General features: G+C 70.2%; 17 protein-coding genes and 2 pseudogenes. 11 read left to right on the top strand and 8 right to left on the bottom strand.

The window, feature by feature from the left end; translation table 11 throughout:
• Positions 1-112: 112 nt before the first annotated feature.
• The 6 genes from ACIQNG_RS02285 to ACIQNG_RS02260 all read left to right on the top strand — a co-directional run bounded on the left by ACIQNG_RS02285 (position 113) and on the right by ACIQNG_RS02260 (position 7,494).
• Positions 113-1,078: a glycosyltransferase family 2 protein gene (locus ACIQNG_RS02285; protein ID WP_401482513.1), complete on the top strand. Its 966-nt coding sequence runs from the start codon at positions 113-115 to the stop codon at positions 1,076-1,078.
• 3 nt (positions 1,079-1,081) lie between these two features.
• Complete coding sequence (locus ACIQNG_RS02280) at positions 1,082-2,434, top strand: polysialyltransferase family glycosyltransferase (RefSeq protein ID WP_401482288.1); 1,353 nt, start codon at positions 1,082-1,084, stop codon at positions 2,432-2,434.
• 101 nt (positions 2,435-2,535) lie between these two features.
• Positions 2,536-3,720 (top strand): acyltransferase, encoded by a 1,185-nt coding sequence (locus ACIQNG_RS02275; RefSeq protein ID WP_401482287.1) that lies wholly within the window; start codon positions 2,536-2,538, stop codon positions 3,718-3,720.
• 248 nt (positions 3,721-3,968) lie between these two features.
• A complete protein-coding gene (locus ACIQNG_RS02270; protein WP_401482286.1) occupies positions 3,969-4,895 on the top strand; it encodes a class I SAM-dependent methyltransferase in 927 nt (308 codons plus the stop codon).
• 108 nt (positions 4,896-5,003) lie between these two features.
• Positions 5,004-6,062 (top strand): MerR family transcriptional regulator, encoded by a 1,059-nt coding sequence (locus tag ACIQNG_RS02265; RefSeq protein WP_401482285.1) that lies wholly within the window; start codon positions 5,004-5,006, stop codon positions 6,060-6,062.
• Positions 6,063-6,330: 268 nt separating this feature from the next.
• On the top strand, positions 6,331-7,494 hold the full coding sequence (locus ACIQNG_RS02260) for an acyltransferase family protein (RefSeq protein WP_401482284.1): 1,164 nt from the start codon (positions 6,331-6,333) through the stop codon (positions 7,492-7,494).
• Between the two features lie 105 nt (positions 7,495-7,599).
• On the opposite strand, the gene ACIQNG_RS02255 is transcribed toward ACIQNG_RS02260, so the two are convergent.
• Positions 7,600-9,180 (bottom strand): methylmalonyl-CoA mutase, encoded by a 1,581-nt coding sequence (locus tag ACIQNG_RS02255; protein ID WP_401482283.1) that lies wholly within the window; start codon positions 9,178-9,180, stop codon positions 7,600-7,602.
• A 248-nt stretch (positions 9,181-9,428) separates the two neighbouring features.
• Between ACIQNG_RS02255 and ACIQNG_RS02250 the strand changes: the two genes are divergently transcribed.
• Positions 9,429-10,322 carry a L,D-transpeptidase family protein gene (locus ACIQNG_RS02250; protein ID WP_401482282.1) on the top strand — a complete coding sequence of 298 codons (894 nt, stop codon included), beginning with the start codon at positions 9,429-9,431 and terminating at the stop codon, positions 10,320-10,322.
• Between the two features lie 204 nt (positions 10,323-10,526).
• Here ACIQNG_RS02250 and ACIQNG_RS02245 read toward each other — a convergent pair whose 3' ends face one another.
• Positions 10,527-11,801 (bottom strand): hypothetical protein, encoded by a 1,275-nt coding sequence (locus tag ACIQNG_RS02245; RefSeq protein ID WP_401482281.1) that lies wholly within the window; start codon positions 11,799-11,801, stop codon positions 10,527-10,529.
• On the bottom strand, positions 11,801-12,463 hold the full coding sequence (locus tag ACIQNG_RS02240; protein ID WP_401437409.1) for an RNA polymerase sigma factor: 663 nt from the start codon (positions 12,461-12,463) through the stop codon (positions 11,801-11,803). The genes ACIQNG_RS02245 and ACIQNG_RS02240 overlap by 1 nt, the downstream gene beginning before the upstream one ends.
• Before the next feature lie 521 nt (positions 12,464-12,984).
• Between ACIQNG_RS02240 and ACIQNG_RS02235 the strand changes: the two are divergent.
• Positions 12,985-13,245 (top strand): annotated as a pseudogene (locus tag ACIQNG_RS02235) (site-specific integrase); the annotation flags it as partial.
• 286 nt (positions 13,246-13,531) lie between these two features.
• On the opposite strand, the gene ACIQNG_RS02230 reads toward ACIQNG_RS02235, so the two are convergent.
• The 3 genes from ACIQNG_RS02230 to ACIQNG_RS02220 form a co-directional block, all read right to left on the bottom strand.
• Positions 13,532-13,834 carry a colicin D domain-containing protein gene (locus tag ACIQNG_RS02230; protein ID WP_401482280.1) on the bottom strand — a complete coding sequence of 101 codons (303 nt, stop codon included), beginning with the start codon at positions 13,832-13,834 and terminating at the stop codon, positions 13,532-13,534.
• A gap of 175 nt (positions 13,835-14,009) precedes the next feature.
• Positions 14,010-14,480, bottom strand: coding sequence for an NUDIX domain-containing protein (locus ACIQNG_RS02225; protein WP_401482279.1), 471 nt, complete (start codon positions 14,478-14,480; stop codon positions 14,010-14,012).
• Positions 14,481-14,482: 2 nt separating this feature from the next.
• Positions 14,483-15,202, bottom strand: a complete 720-nt coding sequence (locus ACIQNG_RS02220; RefSeq protein WP_401482512.1) for an XRE family transcriptional regulator — start codon at positions 15,200-15,202, stop codon at positions 14,483-14,485.
• A gap of 282 nt (positions 15,203-15,484) precedes the next feature.
• On the opposite strand from ACIQNG_RS02220, the gene ACIQNG_RS02215 reads away from it, so the two are divergent.
• Complete coding sequence (locus ACIQNG_RS02215; RefSeq protein WP_401482278.1) at positions 15,485-15,727, top strand: hypothetical protein; 243 nt, start codon at positions 15,485-15,487, stop codon at positions 15,725-15,727.
• Positions 15,715-15,960: a hypothetical protein gene (locus ACIQNG_RS02210; protein ID WP_004000830.1), complete on the top strand. Its 246-nt coding sequence runs from the start codon at positions 15,715-15,717 to the stop codon at positions 15,958-15,960. Before ACIQNG_RS02215 ends, ACIQNG_RS02210 begins: the two co-directional genes overlap by 13 nt.
• Before the next feature lie 559 nt (positions 15,961-16,519).
• Here the strand turns inward: ACIQNG_RS02210 and ACIQNG_RS02205 are convergent.
• Positions 16,520-16,780 (bottom strand): hypothetical protein, encoded by a 261-nt coding sequence (locus ACIQNG_RS02205; protein ID WP_401482277.1) that lies wholly within the window; start codon positions 16,778-16,780, stop codon positions 16,520-16,522.
• A 114-nt stretch (positions 16,781-16,894) separates the two neighbouring features.
• On the opposite strand from ACIQNG_RS02205, the pseudogene ACIQNG_RS02200 reads away from it, so the two are divergent.
• A pseudogene (locus tag ACIQNG_RS02200) lies at positions 16,895-17,717 on the top strand (tyrosine-type recombinase/integrase); the annotation flags it as partial.
• 156 nt (positions 17,718-17,873) lie between these two features.
• On the opposite strand, the gene ACIQNG_RS02195 reads toward ACIQNG_RS02200, so the two are convergent.
• The gene (locus tag ACIQNG_RS02195) at positions 17,874-18,158 is read right to left on the bottom strand and encodes a DUF6881 domain-containing protein (protein WP_401482276.1); all 285 of its coding nucleotides are present in this window, start codon (positions 18,156-18,158) and stop codon (positions 17,874-17,876) included.

Genomic DNA, 18,158 nt, shown 5'->3' with positions numbered 1-18,158 from the left:
TTCCGCCGCGAATGAACTTAACCATTCCGCACCCTCGTCGCCACCGCCGATCACCGGAGCCTCGTTAACCTGTTCGCTCTCATCTCCGAATATCGAACGTGTGAGGCTCCGCGTGCCCAAACTGTCCGTCGTGGTCCCCCTGCACAATGTGGGGGCCTTCGCCGAGAACACGCTGCGGAGCCTCGTCCGCAACGCGGATCCGGATTATGAATTCCTGCTCGTGGACGACTGCTCCCAGGACTCCACCCCCTGGGTGATCGAGCGCTGGGCCGGACGACTGCCGGGCGTCAAGGTGATCCGGCACGAGCGGAACCTGGGCATAGCGCAGGCACGCAACACCGGCATCGACGCGGCCGACGGCGACTGGCTCACCTTCCTCGACGGCGACGACTGGTACGGGCCCGGACACCTGGACGAACTGGTCGCCGCGGTGGAGGAGTTGGGCTGCGACTTCGCCCGCACCGACCACGTCCAGGTCACCGGCACCGAACGGGTCGTCCGCCGCCCCCCGGCCCGGACGCGCAACCAGGTGATGGACCCGCGCGACGGCATCACCCCCGTACACACCGAGACGATGGTCGACTACCCCTTCGTCTGGGCCGGGATCTACCACCGCTCCCTCTTCCGGGACGGCGCCCAGCGCTTCGCCACCGAACTGCGCACCGCCGAGGACCGGTTGTGGATCTGGCGGCTGCATCTGCGCGCGAAGTCGTACGCCTCCCTCGGCCTCAACGGGGTGTTCTACCGGCGCGGGGTCGCCACCTCGCTCACCCAGATCAAGGACGACCGGCAACTGGACTTCATCCCCGCCTACGACGCCCTGATCAAGGACGTGCTCCGGGACCCGGAGGCCGACCGCTTCCTCCCCAAGGCGGTACGGACGTACTGCGCGATGATCGCCTTCCACCTCGGCAAGGCGGACGCGTACGAGCCGTCGGCGGCCCACCGGCTGCGCCGGGAGTCGCGCGCGGCGCTGCACCGGATGCCCGCGGAGGTCCTGGGCGAGACCCTGCGCACCATCGACCCCACCAGAAGCAGGTTGCTCCGACGCCTGCGTGACGGGCGGAAGGCTGCCTGACCCATGCGTCACACCACCCAGATCTTCCAGGTCTCCACCCTCTACGGTGCGGCCACCCTCGCCGCCGCGCTCGACGCGGGACAGTTCGGCCCCCGGTACCGGGCCCGGCGGATCCTGCTGGTCTCCAACAACGCCGGGACACCGGAGACCGCGCTGCGCCTGGACGAGATGCACGGCTATCCGCGCATCGCACGCCGCTTCGACTCGGTGGTCAGCTGGAACCACGCGATACGCCCGCACCATCCGAGCACCTGGGGCCCGCGCGGAAACGATGTCATCCTCTGGCAGAAGGCGTTCCGGCTGGCCTGGGCCATCGGCGAGCACGATCCCGTCGAACTGGCCGTCGAGTCCATCCAGGTCAATCCCGGCCGCGCCCTCGCCGCGATCTTCTCCGAGGCGGACGTCCATGTGTACGCCGACGGCCTGATGAGTTACGGCCCCACCCGTGACCGGCTGCCGCTGACCACCTCCAGCCGGATCCGGCGGCTGCTCCACCTCGATCTGATACCGGGGCTGCGACCGCTGCTGCTCTCCGAGCACGGCGTCGCCCCCGAGGTCGTGCCCGACGACGCCTTCCGCGGCGTACTGGACGAGATCTCCCGGGACACCGCCGACGACCCCCGGCTCGCCCCCGTGCTGGAGGAGGCGCCGACCGCCGTCCTCCTCGGCCAGTACCTCGCCGCCATCGACATCCTGAGCCAGGACGAGGAGGAGGCCCTGCACGTCCGGATGCTCACCGGCGCCGCCCGGGCGGGGCACCGGTCCGTGGTCTTCAAGCCGCACCCCACCGCCCCCGCCGGCTACTCGCAGGCGCTGAGCAAGGCCGCGGCCGAGGCGGGCGTACGGCTCACCGTCCTCGACGCGCCGCTGCTCGCGGAGGCGCTGTACCACCACTGCCGGCCCGGTCTCGTCGTCGGCTGCTTCTCGACCGCGATGGTGACCGCCTCCCACTACTACGGCGTACCGGTCGGCCGGGTGGGCACCGCGCTGGTGATGGAGCGGCTCAAGCCCTACCCGAACAGCAACCGGGTGCCGCTGGCGATCGTGGACCATCTGGTGCCCGACCTGGAGCACGACGCGAGCCCGGCCCTGGTCGGCCCGGCCCCTGACTCACTGTCACCACTGGTGCGGGCCATGGGTTTCTGCATGCAGCCCAGCGCCTACGCCGACCTGCGCGAACCCACCGCCGACTGGCTGCGCGACCACCTCGCCACCACCCCCGCCCCCTACTTCCCCGCCCTGCGGCTGGCCGAGGTGGGACTGCCCGGCAGCACCCCCCAGGTGCGGGCGCGGCTCCAGGTACGGCGGGCCCGGCGGGCGGTGCGCCGGGCGGCCGGGCGGCGCGGGAGCCCCTGACCCCTGACCCTGACCCCTGGACCCCTGACCCCAGGCACTTGGCGTGCCCTGCCCCTGCCCCCGTAACTCCCCTCCCCTCCGTCCCCTCTGAAAGGCGCGCGGTGCAGAACGAGACGGCTCTACGCCTGCCGCAGCAACGCAGCACCCTGTCCCCGGAGTCCCCAGAGTCCCAGGAGCCCCCAGAGTCCCTGGAGTCCCAGGAGCCCCCCGAGGCACCCCCGGAGACCTCCCCGGAACCATCGGCGGCACCGGCCGCGAAGGCCGTCCCCCGGCGTGAACACCGCTTCGACGTCGATCTGATGCGGCTGCTCTGCTCCGCCACGATCATGCTGGGTCATGTCGGCGCCCAGTTCATCCAGGCGACCGGCAACGACCCGGACAACGGCGCCGGCGCGTACTGGGCCGGTCATGTCGCCGAGGCAGTCAACCCGTTCGCGGTGCCGATGTACTTCGCCATCGCCGGGTGGGCCGTCCTGGTCGGGGCGCCGCCGCGCGACGGGGCCCGGATGTGGCAGCGGGTCGTGCGCAACACGGTGCCGCTGTTCGCCTGGACGGCGATCTACCTCGTCTGGGCCTGGCTGCGGGACCGCAACGAGCGGCCGATGACCGAACTCGCGGTGGACTCGCTGTTCGGCTCGGTGCAGCCGGCGTACCACCTGTGGTTCATGTACAACTACATCCCCATCATCGTGCTGCTGGCCTTCGCAATGCTGATCAAGGCCGGACAGCGGCCCTGGCGGCTGGGCGCGGCGCTGCTCGGCATCGCGGTCCTGCCGAGTGTGATGACCACCATCACCGAGGTCACCGACGTACGGACGCCCACGGTCGCCTGGGGCTTCGGCACCTACTCGCTGGTGTACGCGGTCGGCGGCGCCCTGCTGTTCGCGCTGCCCGTCGGAACGGCCCGCCGACGTCGGCTGCTGCTCGCGCTGCTGCCGCTCACCGTGCTCGGGGCGCTCTGGTACAACACGCAGATCCACTACGTGGTCCCCAACGCGCATCTGTTCGTCGCCGCCATGGCGATCTGTGTGCTGCTGCTGATCAGCCGGGTCCGGATCCCGGAGCGACGGCGGCCCCTGGTCCAGAAGCTCGCGGGGGCGGCGCTCGGCGCGTATCTGGTGCATGTGCTGTTCGTGGAGGAGATCGTCGGACGGCTGGTCTCACCGGACCTGAGCGGCCTTCAGGCAGGGCTGCTGCTGGTCGCGACGGTGGGCGCGGTGATGGCCCTGTCCTTCGCGACGAGCCTGCTGTGGGGGAGGCTGAAGCTGCGCACGTGGCTGGGGTGAGGGGGCGGCGGGCGGCCGGGGTGAGGGGCGGCGCACGGTCGGAGTGAGGGCGCGGCGGGCGGCCGGGATAAGGGGGCGGCGGGCGGCCGGGATAAGGGGGCGGCGGGCGGCCGGGCCGGGGCTCCTCGGCCACAGCGAGTTCGCCAGGTGTTAACGCCTCGCTCAGCTCGGACGCCTTTCGCACAGAAACCGCGCACCTAGCCTGTCAGTTCGACTCGAACACCCGACGGATCGAGGTCTTCGGTTCCATGAACAGCCGCTCCCTGCTCACCCGTACGGCCTCCCGGCGTCTGCTGCGCCCGGTCACCGATCTCATCGACCAGCGGATCGACCGGCGGATCCGTACCGCCGCGGCGGCCCAGGCCACCGAACGGGACCGGCTCAAGGACGCCGTCGAGACGATGAAGCAGCACCAGCTGACCGTCGAACTGCTGCTCGGCCCCCGCGGGCGCGGCCTCTCCCGGATCGTCGCCCAGGGCCCGCTCGGGCGCCTGCACACGGAGGTCGCGGCGCTGGTGGGCGATCGGGAGGCCGCCGAGCGCAATGTGGCCGCCGCCTACCGGCTGCTGATCGCCATGGAGTCCCTCGGGGTCGGCCGGATCGCCGGCGGCACCATGAACATCTGCGGGAAACTGGGCGCGATACCCCTGCTCGCCCCGCCCAATGACGAGGTGCTGGAGATCGGCACGCTCTACGGCATGTTCTCCGCCGGGCTCGTCCGGATGCTGGAGCGCGACGGCCGCAGCCCGAGCGTGACGATCGTCGACCCGTTCGCGGGCGTCCAGCTCCAGCCCGGCACCGCCGAACGCCCCGATCCGACCGGCGCCCCCGTGGACGAGCACGCCGTGCGCACCAACCTCGCCCTGACGGGCCCCGCCGGTGCCACCGCCCGGATCCAGCGGGGCTACTCCGCCGACCCGGAGACCCGCGCCGCCGTCTCCGACCGCCGTTACGGCGTGGTCGTGATCGACGGCGACCACTCGGCGACGGGGGTCGCGGCGGACCTCGAATGGGCCGAGAGGATCGCCGCGCCCGGCGCCGTCGTCGTCCTGGACGACTACGGCGACGCCAAGTGGCCCGGCGTCGAGGACGCCCTGGACAAGCATCTGGCGGGTACGACCCGCTTCACCTTCCTGGGCAAGGCGGCGCACTCGGCGTTCCTGCGCGCCGCGTGAACCGCTCTCGGGCTGCTTGTGACCGTGAACCGTCGTCCGTCCTGGGTCGCCCGTTGACCTTCAGGCTGCTCGAAGCCGCACGATGGCGGGGTGTCGAACACTGAGCTGATGCCGATCGGGAGCTTCGCCCGGCGAACCGGTCTGACCGCGAGCGCACTGCGTTTCTACGCCGACTGCGGACTGCTGCCCCCGGCCCGGGTGGACCCCGTCACGGGCTACCGCTACTACAGCGCCGGGCAGGTGGCGCGGGCCGTCCGGCTGCGGCGGCTGCGGGAGCTGGACATGCCGCTCCCGGCCGCCGGGGAGGCCCTCGACGCGGAGCCCGCGGACGCGGCCCGGCTGATCGACCGGCATGTGGCGCGGGTCCTCGGCGACGCGGCGGCGGTGAGACGCGGGGCCGCGCTGCTCAAGGCGTCGCTCACGGCGTCACTCGCCGACGGGCCGGGGCTGCCGCTCGCGCTGCTGAAGGGGCCGGTGCTGGCGGACGCGGTCGAGCAGGTCCTCACCGCGACCGCCCGTGACCCGGATCTGCCGGTGCTCGGCGGGCTGCGGCTGGAGGCGGCGCCGGAGGCCGTCACCCTGACCGCGACCGACCGGTACCGGCTCGCGACCCGCACCCTGGTCCCCGCCGAACCGGCCGCCACCACCTGGGCCGGCACCCTCGACGGCGACGAACTGCGGTCGGCGATCAGCGACCTGCGGCGCAGCCCGGTGGTCCGTGTCGAGGCGACCGCGCACGGGGTCCGGCTGCGTACGCCCGACCGCGAGGACCGGTACTGCGGGCTGCTGGCGGAGGAATTCCCCGACCATCGGGGGATGCTGGCCGCACTGCCGGAGACCACCACCCGCGTGACGGTCCCGAAGCGGCCGTTGCTGCACGCCCTGGAGGAGGCCGAGGGGCCGTGTGTCTCCCTCGCGGTGGGCGGCGAGGGCGTACGGTTCCTTGCCGCCGGGGACGGGCCCCACGGCCCCCTGCTCCCCGCCACGGTGACCGGCGCCGAGCTGCGGATCTCGTTCGAGCTGACCACCCTCCACCCGGCCGTGAGCACCGCCGTCGGCCCCGACGTGATGCTCGATCTGCGCGGCCCTGACCTGCCCGTCACGGTCCGCTCCGCCGACCACGGCGACCTCACCACCCTGGCCATGCCCGTCCGCCCCACCCCCTGACGGACGGTCAAGGACACGAGGACAAGGAGGACACGAGGACATGAAGACGCGAAGACACGAAGACACGGACGATCCGCGGCGGTATCGAGCGGGTGGCCGAGGCGGTCGGCCGATGTGATGAATCGGCGTCCGTTCCGACAACAAGGTGAACTGCTGAGGACAACCCGCGAACCCGGCCCGTATCGAACGTACAGGCGTCAACGCCCGTCCTAGGGTGGCCGCCGACGTCACATGATATGGACACGCGAGGTCTGCGAGGTAAGTGAGCGTGACCGAGACGGTCGTCAGTACCGCCAAGTCCCCACCCGGGCCCGCCGTGTCCGTCCCGGTGTCCACCCGGCCTCGCGGCGACGAAGGACAGCCCCGGCCCAGGGCGGCCGGCGGGCGGCTGCGCGCGCTGGACGGACTGCGGCTGCTGGCCGCGCTGATGGTGGCCTTCTACCACTACGGCGGACGCGGCGGCGAGGTCTCCCGCGCCTGGGGCAGCTCGCCGCAGGACCAGTTCCCGACCCTGCACGCGTGGTTCGCCTACGGCCCCCTCGGCGTCCAGATCTTCTTCGTGATCAGCGGGTTCGTCATCTGCATGAGCGGCTGGGGTCGGCCCCTGCGGTCCTTCTTCGCCTCGCGCGCCGCCCGGCTGATGCCCGCGTACTGGGTGGCGGTCGTCCTCGTGACGGCGGTGTTCGCGCTGCCCGCCGTGGCGTACGCGGCGGTCACCCCCAGCGAGGCGCTGCTGAATCTGACGCTGCTCCAGGAGCCGTTGGGCGCGCACCGGGTGCTCGGCGTGGACTGGACCCTGTGGGTCGAGATCCGCTTCTACGCGCTGTTCGCCCTGTGCATCGTGCTGCCGGGGGCGACCCGGCGGCGGGTGATCCTGTTCTGCGCCGTGTGGACACTGGCGGCGGCCGTCGCCCACGCCGCCGACGAACCGTTCCTCTCGCTGGTCCTGATGCCGCAGTACGCGCCCTTCTTCATCGGCGGCATGGGCATCTACCTGCTGTACCGCGACCGGCGGGACGCCCTCGCCTGGGGGATCGTGGCGGTGAGCTGGCTGACCGGGCAGCATCACGCGGTGGCGGGACTGTGGCACCCGAGCGGCCCCGGCCAGTTCTCCTACCGGTCCGCCGCCGTCATCGTCGCCGTCGTCACCCTCGGTTTCCTCGCGGTCCTCGCCATCGCGCTGGGCCTGCTCGACCGGGCGGACTGGCGCTGGCTGACGGTCGCGGGGGCCCTGACGTACCCCTTCTACCTGGTCCATGAGCATCTCGGCTGGGTGGTCATCGGCGTGCTGCACCAGGAGTTCGGTCTGCCCTCCTGGCTGACCCTCGCCCTGACGGTGGGGGCGATGCTGGGGCTGGCGTGGCTCATGAACCGGTATGTCGAGAACCGGATGACACCGTGGCTGAGGGGTGTGCTCAGCAGGACCCGCTGAGCCGCCGCCCACGCCCCACCGCCCGCCGTCCATCCCCGCCGTCCACGGCCCACCGCCGCCGCGCCCGGCGCCCGCTCTCCCGTCGCCTGGGCTCTCCTCCGTGGGTCAGAAGGGCTCGCTCGGCTCGTACGCGCCCCAGACCTGCCGCAGCGCCCCGCACACCTCGCCCACCGTCGCCCGGGCGCGGAGGGCCTCCTTCATCGGGTACAGGACGTTGTCCCGCCCCTCGGCGGCGTGCTTCAGCGCGGTCAGGGCGGAGGTCACCGCGCCGTTGTCGCGGGTGGCGCGCAGTCTGGTGAGCCGTTCGATCTGCCGGGTCTCGATGTCCGGGTCGACGCGCAGAGGCTCGTACGGCTCCTCCTCGTCCAGGCGGAAGCGGTTGACGCCGACGACCACCCGGGCGCCCTCGTCGGTCTCCAGGGCGATGCGATAGGCGTTGCGTTCGATCTCGGCCTTCTGGAAGCCGTGCTCGATGGCGGCCACCGCTCCCCCGAGATCCTCGATCCGGGTCATCAGCTCCAGCACCGCCCGCTCCATGCCGTCCGTCATGCTCTCCACGGCGTAACTGCCCGCGAAGGGGTCCACGGTCGCCGGTACGTCGGTCTCGTACGCCAGTACCTGCTGGGTCCGCAGGGCGAGGCGGGCCGCCTTGTCGGTGGGCAGGGCGATGGCCTCGTCGTAGGAGTTGGTGTGCAGGGACTGGGTGCCGCCGAGCACCGCCCCGAGGGCCTGGACGGCGACCCGGACCAGGTTCACCTCCGGCTGCTGGGCGGTGAGCTGGACGCCCGCCGTCTGGGTGTGGAACCGCAGCATCATCGACTTCGGATTCCGCGCCCCGAACTCCGCGCGCATCACCCGCGCCCAGATCCGCCGCGCCGCGCGGAACTTGGCGACCTCCTCCAGCAGGGTCGTACGGGCCACGAAGAAGAAGGACAGCCGGGGAGCGAAGTCGTCGACGTCCATGCCGGCGGCGACGGCCGTACGGACGTACTCGATGCCGTCGGCCAGGGTGAACGCGATCTCCTGCGCGGGCGAGGCACCCGCCTCGGCCATGTGGTAACCGGAGATGGAGATGGTGTTCCACCGCGGGATCTCGGCCTTGCAGTACTGGAAGATGTCGGCGGTCAGCCGCAGCGACGGCTTGGGCGGGAAGATGTACGTCCCGCGCGCGATGTACTCCTTCAGTACGTCGTTCTGGACGGTGCCGGTCAGTTCGCGCGCGGGGACGCCCTGTTCCTCGGCGACGAGCTGGTACAGCAGCAGGAGCAGCGCGGCCGGGGCGTTGATCGTCATGGACGTGGAGACCTCGCCGAGCGGGATGCCGTCGAAGAGCACGCGCATGTCCTCGACCGAGTCGACGGCGACACCCACCTTGCCGACCTCGCCGCGGGCGAGCGGGGCGTCGCTGTCGTGGCCCATCTGGGTGGGCAGGTCGAAGGCGACGGACAGTCCGCTGGTTCCGTGGGCGATGAGCCGCTTGTAGCGGGCGTTGGACTCGGCCGCGGTGCCGAAGCCGGCGTACTGGCGCATGGTCCAGGGGCGGCCGGTGTACATGGTGGGGTAGACCCCGCGGGTGAAGGGGTAGGTGCCGGGTTCACCCAGGCGTACGGCCGGGTCCCACTCGGCCAGCGCCTCCGGCCCGTACACCGGTTCGATGGGTAGTCCGGACTCCGACTCGCGCGCCATGATGGGTGCCTTCCGCCGACGGTCGATGCGCTGGTCGAGTGCGCTGGTCGATGCGCTCCTCGCGCTCCTTGGCTCTCACTCCTTGTTCCCACGATGCCGCTCCGTTCACCGACCGTCACACGCGGGAAGTCATCTCAGGTGACGGCGACGGTTCGGGTGACGGCTCAGGTGACGGCTCAGGTGACGGCGACGGTTCGGGGGGCGGTTCGGGCGACACCGGTGCGCTGCGGGGAGAGGACGGGACGGTCATGAGGGGTGCCGCCGGAGGGGGCGGAAGGGGTGCCGGGCCGAGGGCCGTGGCGGTGCTCGCGGGGCTGGCGGGGCTGGTGACGCTGGGCGCGTGCACCGCGCAGCCCCTGGACGCCGACGGCAAGCCGCGCGGGCCGATCCATATCGACGTCACCCGTACCGCGCCGGTGACACCGTCCCCGTACTCGATGCCACCGGCGCCACCGGCGCCCTCGGCACCGGCCGCCGCCCCCGCGAAGCCGTCGCCGGTCCCGGTTCCCGGCCCCGTCCTGTGGACCCGCGGCGACACCGGCCGTGACGTGCGCGAACTCCAGGCGCGGCTGCGTCAGGTCTCCTGGCTCCTCGACGGGCCGACGGGGACGTACGACGATCTGACCGCGCGGGCGGTGAGCGGCTTCCAGGGCAAGCGGGGACTGCCCCGGACCGGTCGGACGGACACCGTCACCTGGCAGCGGCTGGTGGGGATGACGGATGAGCCGGGGAAATGGGACCTCTACCTGATGGGCGGGCAGGAGCCCGACGCGCCCGACCCGCGCTGTCTGACCGGGCGGGTGCTGTGTATCAGCAAGTCGAGCCGCACACTGCGCTGGATGGTGGACGGACGGACCGTCTCCACGACGGAGGTGCGCTTCGGCTCGGAGTACACGCCGACCCGTGAGGGTGTGTTCGAGGTCTACTGGAAGTCCCGGGACCATGTGTCGACGCTCTACGACTCCCCGATGCCGTACGCGATGTTCTTCAGCGGCGGCCAGGCCGTCCACTACTCCGCCGACTTCGCGGCCAAGGGGTACGCGGGCGCCTCGCACGGCTGCGTCAATGTCCGGGACGAATCACTGATCGCCGGTCTGTTCGCGCAGGTGAAGAACGGGGACAAGGTCGTCGTCCACTGGTGAGGACCGCGCCGGGGTGGAAGGGGCGCGGACGGGACCGGGGGAACGTGTCCCGCCCGCGCCAGGTGCACGTGCCGCAGGTACGGGGGGAACCCCGGCACTGTGCAGAGGGCCGATGACCAGTCGGCTCACTCACTACTGCGTCACTGCCGCCGAAAGTGTCACACCGGAGGATAGAAAAATGCAGATTTCTTGGAGAACCGCAGGTCAGGGGCGGTGCGGAGACGAGGGCGTCAGCACCGCCCCGCCACGCGCCCCCTGAACCCCGTAGACCCCGTACGCCCTGTACATCACGTACGTCCCGCGTGTCCGCGACGCCTCCCGGGCCGCTGTCCCGTGGAACGCCGAGGTGCTGGTGGCACTCTGGTCGTGAGAGCGTCCGCCGCGCCCGTTCCCGTGACCGCGGCCGTGCCCGTGGCCGTGCCCGTTCCCTCGATCACCGCCCCACCCCTGCGCTCCCCCACCCTTGCCCTTACCTTCACCTTCGCCTTTGTCCTTGCCCTTGTCTTTGTCCTTGCCCTTGTCCTTGCGGGGCTTGCCGGCGTTGCCGTTCTTGCCCTTCCCGTTGCCGGAGGCGTTGGCGTTGCCCTGTGCGTCACCGGTGCCGCGGGCGTTTCCCTTGTTCTTGTTCTTGTTCTTGCCCGTGCCGTTGGTGTTGCCGTTGCCTTTGCCCGGTGTGGACAGGGACTTGCAGAAGGTGGTCACCCGGGCGGCGCCGCCCGCCGCGCTCTCCAGGACGCGTCTGCGGTCCTCGCCCAGCGTCTTGCCCTTGGCCAGATCGCGGCACGCCTTGGCGGCTTCCTTCCAGGTCGCGCTGTCGGGGTCGACGGCCGCGCCGCCCGGGTCGACGGCGGATCCTTCGCCGGGCTGCCGGGCCGTGTCGGGGTCCCCGGCCCCGCCGGAGGGCGGCGAGGACGGCTTCGTACGCCCGGAGGGGTCCAGGGACGGTGTCCGGCGGGTGCCGTCGGCGGGGGCGTCGGCCGGGGCGGTGGCGGCGGGGCCCGGAGACACCTCGTCGTCGAAGGGCGTCGGCAGCACTCCGGTTCCGGCCGCGGCGGCCATTCCGCCGACCATGCCGACGGCCAGCGCGGCGGCGAGGCCGAGCCGTAGGGAACGCCCCCAACGCGACCGAGGACCCGGCTCGCCCCGGCCCAGGCCGACCCGGCGGCCGATGCGGACCAGCCCGGCGTCGGAGGTGTGGGGGGCGGCGTGTTCGTCCGCGAACGGACCGGGGACGGAGACGGGAGAGGACTGGGCCGATTCCGCGCGCGCTTTGCGGAAGGCGGCCAGCGCGGCGCCCTCACCGGGGAGTTCCTCGTCGGTGACGGGCGGGGGCGGGGTCAGTGAGCGCAGGGCACGGTCCAGTTGGCCGGCCCGGCCGCGGGTGTCGTCGTCGAGAGCTTCGTGAGCTTCCAGAGGCTCCCCGCTCAGCAGGCGCTCCGCCGTTCTGCGGTCCAGCCATCTGTAGTGCTCGTCGGCCATCACATGTCCTTCTGCGTCCGCGATCGCGAATGCGTCACACTCGCGGACGTCACGGCGCGATCACGTGGTTCCCGTTGAGCGGGCAGCGCGTCGAGGCTGTCGGCCGATTCCGGATCCTCGGCGATCAGCTCGGCGAGCCGTTTCAGTCCCCGGTGCGCGGCGGTGCGGACGGCGCCCGCGCGTTTGCCGAGGGTCTCGGCGGCGGTCTTGGCGTCGAGACCCACGACGACCCGGAGGACGACCGCCTCGGCCTGGTCCTGGGGCAGCCGGGAGATCAGGGAGAGGGTGCGACCGGTGGCGAGCGCCTCCATGGCCTCGCCGGCGGTGTCGGAGTCGGCGGGGCGGCCGGTCAGCTCGGCCTCGTCACCGCCGATGGCCGGGCGGCGGCCCCGCATGCGTATGTGGTCGAGGGCGCGGTTGCGGGCTATGCGGGCGGCCCAGCCGCGGAAGCGGTCCGCGTCCCCGCTGAACCGTTCGAGATCCCGGGCTATCTGCAACCACGACTCGGAGGCCACGTCCTCGGCGTCGGGCTCACCGACGAGGGTGCGGACGTATCCGAGCAGCCGTGGGTGCACCGTGCGGTACACAGTCCGGAACGCGGTCTCGTCCCCGTTCTGTGCCGCAAGCACGGCGGCCGTCAATTCGGCGTCGTCCCCCAGCACACGCGCGCCCTCTCTGCGCCCTGACCCACACCGCTGCCGCGGTACGGGTGCCTGCCGTCGTGGTCGGTCTGGTCGATGGCTACGACCCGGGAGACCGTAGCCGGTTGAGCGTAGGTCCTTGGTCTCGGTCCTCGGCGATCGGCGCGAAAGGCACGTTACGTCTTGAAACCGCTCCTCGTCCATGGCTGTACAAGATGCAACTAACTCGTGACGAGGAGAGCGGGAGGGGCGGTGCCGGCGGGGCGAGGTGAGGGCGCCACGAAGGGGGTGTGACATAAACCGCCCCCTTGGCGCTGAAGCAAGTACGGGCCGCCGCGCGGCCCGTGCCGCGCGACGGCCGGGGCCTCTCCTGTGGGGGGTGGCGGCCCCGGCCGTTGCCATGGCACACCGTTCTGGAGCGGGGTTTCCCAGGGGACCCACGCCCAGCACGACCAACACGCCGGACGCTTCGGTCCGGCACGATGCGCTGACGATCACGGACCCGCTCGACCCGCCCCTTGCCGTACTGACCCGGTGCGCGGCTCTACGCCACCTCCAGCGATCGGCGTCACGCCCTGCACGAAATCGCCTTGTGCACCGACCTCAGCAAAGCCGAACTCCTCGGGCTGCACCGGGGAGACCTCGACGTCGGAACGGGCTGGACGGACAACGGCCTCGTCTTCACCACCCCCACTGGCAGGCCGCTCGACCCCACCAACCTCACTCGCCGCTTCCGTCGGCTCCTTCGTAGAGCAGAACTTCGGGCCATCCGTTTCCACGACCTCAAGCACTCGACGGCGACTTGTTCGAATCTGGCTACTGCAGGAGCACGCGCATTCGCCGAGCGATATCAGCCGCCTTCAGTCGAACCTGGTCATCGTTTAGCAGGTCAGGCATACCGATACCAGCTGAGTCGTAGTCGTGTGCGACATAGAAGAGATCTGTCGCCGCCTCATACTGCTCGACTGTCGGATACGGGCCGCCATACCCCTTGTACAGGGGAAGGCAGACAAGGGAGAACTCTGAGGGAGAGATTCGCCCTTCGGATACAGCCTCCGCAAGCACCAAGAAGGGTTCCAACGTCGCCATTTACAGCTTCCCTTGCATGGTCAGGTACCAGAACTGGTCTGAAGTCACATCCGATTTCCAGGCTCCCAGCATCTCGCCCGAATCAATGTCCACCGAGACGTGACGACCCGTATTGAGATCCACGTAGTGCCGAGCAGGGGTCCCGCGATACGTTCCCGCGATCTGAACGTTACCTGGATCCTTGACGAAGTCTTCCAAGGCATTCACGAATGCCTGCTTGCTCGCTTTGCTCTCCTTCGCAGTGATCCCGAAGTCGGCAGCATGGTTGAAATGATGAGGCACCCTGTTCGAATCGACCCACACGGATCCGCACCCCGGACCTGAGTTGTGAACAAGTACCGGAGTCTGCCCCGCCAGCACATAGTACGTGTGCTGCGCGAAGCCTTCGACCTGCTTTCTCGCAGGTCAAGTGCAGTTTGCTGGTCCGGTGAAGTGCGTGGATGTCCGTGGTTGTGCGGGGTTGTTGCCGTCAGGCGGTTCAGCCCAGGTACGGCTTTTCGCGCTGTTCCAGGAAGTGTTGGAGCCTGAGTCGTTGGGTGTGGTGCATGGGCAGCTGTTCGATCTCGTCCGGCGGCACGAACCGGAGTTCGGTGGACTCGTCGGAGATTGCCAGTTGGCCGCCGGTGATGCGGGCGGTGAAGCAGACGTTGAACTGTCGCCGGACCTCGCCGTCGGTGTAGGCGATGATGTGTTTCGGGTCGGTGTAGGTGCCGACCAGGCCAGTGATCTCGACGTCGAGGCCGGTCTCCTCTTTGACCTCGCGGACGGCTGTGCCTGGGAGGGAGTCGGTGAGGTCCATGCCGCCTCCGGGCAGGGCCCATAGGTCGTTGTCGCGGCGGCGCTGGAGGAGGATGCGTCCGTGGTCGTCGGTGACGACGCCGGAGGCAGCGACGACCATGCTGTTCGGCTTGGGCGCGTTGGGGTCGTCGTAGTACTCGGTGCGGGCCACGGTCAGTCTTCCTCTCGTACGGGGGTTGCGGTCGCCCACACGGCACCGAAGCTGTCGGCGTAGGTGTCGAACATGCCGCTCTCCTGGTGTCGGCGAAGGTGCCACACGGGGGCGGCGTACGCGTTGACGCCCCAGACGTGTGCGTTGACGAGTTGCTGGTCGTCGGCGCGGTAGAGGGAGTTGTAGAGCGTGGTTTCGTGGGTGCGGACTTCGATGCCGGGGGTGTCGGCGAGCGGCTTGTAGTGCATGAGCGCGAGGCGGCAGCGGGTTTCGATGCCGTGGCCGAACCGCTCTTCCTGGCCGCGGGCTTGGACGGTGTCGCTGTCGGGGTCCCCGATCGCGATGCGGACGGTGCAGCCTTCGGCGGCGCGTTCGGTGAGGAGTTCGTTCAGCCGCGGGTACGCCTCGTGGAGGAAGACGGCCGCGTAGACAAGGATGTCGATCCGTTCCCGGGCCTGGGCCATCAGGTCGGTGAACGCCGAGACGGGGATGTCGGCCCGCTGCCCGTAGAGCGCCACCAGCTCAGGGCTGATGGCGCGGGCGGGGCGGGCCTGGCGGAGCGCCGGCCAGAGTGCGTGCACGTCTTCTCCCAGGGCCTTGGCCGCCTGGAGGGCAGTGGCACGACGTGGGATACGCCCAAGGTTCACCCAGCGCTCGACCGACTTGGGGTCGACCTCGACCTGCTGAGCGAGTGCGGCGTACGTCCAGCCTCCCGCCGCCATGACGGCTCGTAGTCTCTCGTTCGGCACGAGTCTCCCCCTTCGTCCCAGGACGGCACTAGGGACGTTCTACACGGTGCGGGACGTCCCGTAATGGGGTTTGGTGGAGGTTCCTTCGTCCTGGTGACCGGCGTGAGGATCGGTGCCGACCCTGCGGCATCAACAGGCCCAGGGGCACGCATCCACGCCGCCGAGGAGCGTCACCGTGCGAATGAGCGCCACCCCATGTGTTCCCGCCCTGCGACTGAACGCCCGGTCGCGGGCCGCCTCGCCGGGGTGGACACGATGACGGCCCCCACCCCTGATGCCAACGGGCACACCGTCCCGCCCGATGCCGGCGCTCTGGTGGTCGACCGGCGGAGCGGCAAGGTGGGCGTGGTGATGGGGCATGTGGGGACCTACGTGCAGCTTCGGCCGCCGTGCGGTGGCCGGGAGTGGGACGTGCCGCCCGAGGACGTGCGTACGCCGACTCCGACGGAGGAGTTGAGCGCGAAGGTGGCCGTGGCCAACCGGAGGTGGGGACGGTGACCCCTCGCTCGGTCCTGCGCTACGAGACCTGGACTCTCCAGCCCGACCGCGAGCCGGACGCGGAGCCGGTCCTGTACGCGATGCAGTGCGCCGTGGACGGAGAGACCTCGCCGACAAGCGAGGACTTCGCCGAACCGCAGGACTGGGTACTGCGGCACTGCGGCCAGAACCCGTCGCACCACACCTACCGGGAGATCATCACCCGCCCCTGGCGGACCTGGCGCCAGACGTGACCCGCCTCGCTCGCCCAGGCGCCACACCGCGCTGACCCACCCGACTCCCGTCCCTGCCGGGCGCAGCCGATCGAGGCTCCCCCGCACTCGTCAGCCCCGGCAGGGACGGGCCTCACGTACGTGCCGTGCCCATGGCTGTGGGGGTTCTGGCCTCTGCCACAGAAAGTCAGCCACGACGACGGGCTCGCCGACCGACCACCCGCCACGTGTGTCTCGCTCAACCCCGCACCGGCATCAGCCCAGTTATCTCCATCGTCACGGCCCCCAGCCAGGCAGCAAGCATGGGCGTCCGGGACGGCGCGAGCCCGCCGGGCGGCCTCTCAGGTGCCCGGCCAGCCTGCTGCTGAACGGTCGGACCGGGGCTTCCGATTGGTGGTCCGGCTACGCTCCCGGACTCTGCGCGCCGAGTGGTCGGCGGCCGTCGCCAGCGGGGCGGCAGACAGGAGCGGGCGGCGGTCGCCGACCGCCAGCGCGCGGCGGCCCGCGTCAGCGGGGCGCCCTTGATCAAGTAAAGAAACTCTGAACAGCTCACCCACTGATCGAGTTGCCCGGTCGATGGTCAGGGCCGCTGTTGCCGGCGCTTCTTCGATTCGGCCAGCGCGGTGTTCAGCTTCTCGCTCGGCGACATGTCCGGCTCGGCGTCGTCGTCATGCAGGGGTGGCAGGAACAGGCCGCGTCGGCTCTTCTCCCGCTTGACCTTCCGGCGCTCGCCGTAAAGCCGCTGATGCTCCTCCCGAACCACGTCCCATCGTCGGTCGAGCTCTGCTTCCCGCGCCAGCAGCTCCTCGTCGCTGAGGTCGGCGAACTCGGTGGCGGCCACACGTGCCTCGCGGGTGATCTCATCGCGCAGCAGGTAGTTCGTGATCGTCCCGTGGTGCTTGCCCGGCTCCGGTTCCTGGCGGACGAAAACACCACGTCCCTTGACCGCGTACGCTGCTTCAAGCGGCTCTCTCCGCTGATGATGGCCTACATCCACTCCGTGCTCAAGTCCGCCCTGGAGCACACCGTGCGCGAGGAGGAAATCCCGCGCAACGTGGCCCGTAACGTCCGCACCAGCACACCCCGGCCCCGACGCTTCGAACCCCTTACCGCCGACGAAGCCCGCCAGTTCCTCACAGCCGCGCGCGGACACAGGCTCCATGCCTTGTTCGAACTCGCGCTCCACACCGGACTCCGCAAAGGCGAACTCCTCGGCCTCCGCTGGGAAGACCTCGACCTCGACCGGGGCACCGCTGCCGTCCGCCGCACATTGCAGCACCAGCACGGGTGGACTCACCACGCTGCCCACCAAGACCCGGGCCTCCGAGCGCCGTATCGCCCTCCCTGCCCGCTGTGTCCAGTCGCTGAAGCACCACCACGAACAGCAGCAACGCGAGCGTGAGGCAGCAGGCACCGCGTGGCGTCAGAACAGGTACGTGTTCACCACGCCGCAGGGCTGTGCGATCGACCCGACCAACCTCACGCGTATCTTCACCATGCTCCTCCGCAAGGCCGGCCTCCGCCGCATCCGCTTCCACGACCTCAGGCACTCGACCGCGACCCTGCTCCTGGAACAGGGCGTCGAACTCGTCGTGATCAAGGAACTCCTCGGCCACGCCCACATCGGCGTCACCGCCACCGTCTATGCCCACGTCCGACTCCGCCTCCAGCGAGACGCGATCGACACCCTCAGCACCGCACTCCACGGCCCGGCGATCACCGAGGCGGTCGGTGCCGACGGTGAAGAACCACCATCCCGCGCCACCCACGTCCGCTGACGTTGCCGTCAACTACTGCCGTCAGACGCCCGCGAAGCCCCGCCAGGACATTCCTGGCGGGGCTTCTAATTTGCTCACGCTATCCATAGCCGTGGTGTGAGATTTGCGCAACGAGGCCACGAGACCGCCCCGCATCACCCGTCAGAGTGCGACCATTCATTCCACCGAACGAGCCTTTACCCATTCCCGCTCGAACTCTTCCGGAGCTATCTCTGCAGCAGAGAACTCCGGCTGGTCAGAGATTTCTCGAATATCGTGCGGGAAAGCGACTTCAGAGAGACCGACACTTGCTGTCTCATGAAATTCATCTGCCCACTCGACCTTGCCGTCGCGGAAGAATTGAATCTTCCTATTCTCGTACCCGTCTTCGCCGAGCTCGCTCAGATAGAGGACCGGCTCATCTTCGAGATCATGGCTCCATGCCACCTTGACGTACCTCAC

Origin of the sequence: Streptomyces sp. NPDC091377, assembly GCF_044757045.1 — a bacterium.
Lineage (GTDB): Bacteria > Actinomycetota > Actinomycetes > Streptomycetales > Streptomycetaceae > Streptomyces.
This window is presented reverse-complemented; position numbering and strand designations above follow the sequence as displayed.

Coding starts and splice junctions, on each gene's coding strand:
- ACIQNG_RS02280 (WP_401482288.1), top strand. CDS start 1,082: ATGCGTCACACCACCCAGATCTTCCAGGTCTCCACCCTCTACGGTGCG.
- ACIQNG_RS02270 (WP_401482286.1), top strand. CDS start 3,969: ATGAACAGCCGCTCCCTGCTCACCCGTACGGCCTCCCGGCGTCTGCTG.
- ACIQNG_RS02265 (WP_401482285.1), top strand. CDS start 5,004: ATGCCGATCGGGAGCTTCGCCCGGCGAACCGGTCTGACCGCGAGCGCA.
- ACIQNG_RS02255 (WP_401482283.1), bottom strand. CDS start 9,180: ATGGCGCGCGAGTCGGAGTCCGGACTACCCATCGAACCGGTGTACGGG.
- ACIQNG_RS02250 (WP_401482282.1), top strand. CDS start 9,429: ATGAGGGGTGCCGCCGGAGGGGGCGGAAGGGGTGCCGGGCCGAGGGCC.
- ACIQNG_RS02245 (WP_401482281.1), bottom strand. CDS start 11,801: ATGGCCGACGAGCACTACAGATGGCTGGACCGCAGAACGGCGGAGCGC.
- ACIQNG_RS02220 (WP_401482512.1), bottom strand. CDS start 15,202: ATGGCGGCGGGAGGCTGGACGTACGCCGCACTCGCTCAGCAGGTCGAG.
- ACIQNG_RS02215 (WP_401482278.1), top strand. CDS start 15,485: ATGACGGCCCCCACCCCTGATGCCAACGGGCACACCGTCCCGCCCGAT.